Source organism: Streptomyces sp. NTH33 (assembly GCF_003236365.1).
Taxonomy (GTDB): Bacteria; Actinomycetota; Actinomycetes; order Streptomycetales; family Streptomycetaceae; genus Streptomyces.
In genome coordinates, this window is the sequence record NZ_POTZ01000734.1 from 1 (window position 1) to 2,264 (window position 2,264).

General features: G+C 72.0%; 2 protein-coding genes and 1 pseudogene. 1 reads left to right on the plus strand and 2 read right to left on the minus strand.

Translation table 11 applies throughout. The features are described from left to right. Positions 1–124: 124 nt before the first annotated feature. On the minus strand, positions 125–955 hold the full coding sequence (locus C1I97_RS35625) for a polysaccharide deacetylase family protein (RefSeq protein ID WP_111007078.1): 831 nt from the start codon (positions 953–955) through the stop codon (positions 125–127). 11 nt (positions 956–966) lie between these two features. Next, positions 967–1,908, minus strand: a complete 942-nt coding sequence (locus C1I97_RS35630) for a polysaccharide deacetylase family protein (protein WP_111007077.1) — start codon at positions 1,906–1,908, stop codon at positions 967–969. 91 nt (positions 1,909–1,999) lie between these two features. Here C1I97_RS35630 and C1I97_RS35635 point away from each other — a divergent pair. Further along, positions 2,000–2,264: pseudogene (locus C1I97_RS35635) on the plus strand (SAM-dependent methyltransferase); the annotation flags it as partial.

Below are 2,264 nucleotides of genomic sequence, written 5' to 3' on the forward strand. Positions count from 1 at the left end.
GGGGCTGCCGCCCCCAGACCCCCGCTTCGGCCTGAACGGCCTCGTCCTCAAACTCCCCCAAGCTCTTCGAGCAGGGGGGACCCCCAGACGGGCTGGTTTTGCCGCCCTCGGCTGAAATGCGACCTCACAGGTAGTCCTGCAAGCGGCCCACCGTCAGGCCCCTCGTCTGGATCTCGCGGAGCAGGCGCGTCGTGCGTTCGCGCAGCGACGGGCCCGCGAGGTCGTCGCCGTCCGAGGCGACCAGGAGGATGTCGCCGCGGCGCAGCTCGCGGCGGCCGTGGGTGAAGCGCAGGCCGGTGTCGGTCGTGGCGGCGCGCCACAGGACCACGGCCGAGACTCCGCAGTCGGCGGCGGCGCGCAGGGTCGTCGTGTCGTATCTGCCGTAGGGCGGCCGGAAGAGGCGGGAGTGGACGCCGAAGCGGGAGCGGAGCTTGTCGCGCTGGCCGCAGATCTCGGCGCGCTGGCCGGCGTAGGGCAGGCCGCGCAGCGAGGGATGGTCGAGGGTGTGGTTCTGCAGGTCCGCGCCGACCGACCTCAGGTGCGCGAAGTGTCCGTACCCCGGTCCGACGACGCTGTCCGTGAGGAACATGCTGACCGGCAGCCGCAGTTCACGGACCATGTCGACGAACCGCGGATCCCTCTCCGCCCCGTCGTCGTAGGTGAGGAAGACGACCGGGTCGGACGTCCTGACGCGGTCCACGACCGGGGGCGGGCCGAAGGCCCGGGTGGCACGGGCGGCCCGCGATGGACGGGACGGCGGCTCCGGCGGCACGGGCAGCGGGGCCGTGAGGCCCCAGCGGCGGTACGGCTGCTGTGCCGCCGGGCTGTGCGGCCGTACTCCCTGCGCCGCCTTCCGGCCGAGCCGTTCGATGGGGTCGACGGAGGTGGCACAGCCGGCCGGGCCGGTCAGCAGCGAGGCCGCGAGCAGGGCCGCGGCCAGGCGCCGCGGCCTCACGGGCCGCAGCCTCACAGGTAGTCCTCCAGTCGGGCCACCGCGTACCCCTCGGCCGTGACCTTGTTCAGGAACTGGCGCATGGCGTCGGCCATCGTGCCGTTCCAGTCGTTGCGGCCCCGGAAGTGGGTGAGCACGATGTCGCCGGGGCGCAGCTTCTTGTCGTCCTCGCGGAACTCCCAGTGGTCGACGTGGACCTCCTCGTTCCAGATCGGCGCGTACTCGATGCCGCAGGCCTCGGCGGCGCGCAGGGTGTCCTGGTTGTAGTTGCCGTAGGGCGGGCGGAACATCTTCGGGCGCTTGCCGAACTGCTCCTGCATGACGTTCTGCATGCCGCAGATCTCGCGCTTCTGCTCCTCGTAGGACAGGCCCGGCAGGTAGGGGTGGTTCAGGGTGTGGTTGTTGAGGGTGACCCCGGAGCGGTGCATCTTCCAGAAGTAGCCGTAGTCGTCCTTGACGAGGTAGTCGGTGAGGAACGCCGTGTACGGGATCCTCAGGTCCTGCATCATCTTCAGGAACTCCGGGTCCTTCTCCGCGCCGTCGTCGATGGTGAGGAAGACGACCTTGTCCTTGGTGGGGACCGTGGTGAAGACCGGGGGCAGGTTCCAGTCCTTCTGGTGGGCCACCTCGAAGCCCGGGCGGGCGGTGATCCTCGGTTTGGTCGCGGGCGGCGGCGGGGGTGTCAGCGGGACCTGCTTGAGGCCCCAGTGCCTGGCGGCGGGGACCCGCTGCTTGTACAAGGTGCGCATCCGGCCGGCGTAGGAGTCGAGGGCACGGGCCGGCGGCGCCTGGGCGGGCTGCTGACCGGGGGCCGGCCTCACCCGCGCGCCGTCCGGCTGCGCGCAGCCCGAGGCGAGGGCGGCGACGGCGAGGACCGCGAGTCCGCCGCGGGTCCCCGCCCTGCGACGCAGGGGCCCCTTGAGACCCTTTTTGTAATTTTGTCCTACTAGTGTCATGGTGCCGGATCCTCGCAGGCCGCCGCCCGGAATCCCGGGTGACACCGCGGCCTTGGGGCACACCGTCCACCGGCTGGCTCACAATGAGGCGGTGAACGACCACCTCCACGCCTTCGCCGCGCTGCTCACCCCCGAGGGCCGTGCCCTCCTGGACGAGGTGCGCGGCACCGACCCCGCCGACGAACTCGCCGTCGCCACCCGGCTGCGCCGTGAGCACCCGGCCGAGCTGGTGTCGGCGGCGCTCGGCCAGGCCCGGCTGCGGCAGCGGGCGGTGGCGAAGTTCGGGGCCGAGGACGCGGGGCGGATGTTCTTCACGCCGAACGGGGTGGAGCAGTCGACGCGGGCGAGCGTGGCGG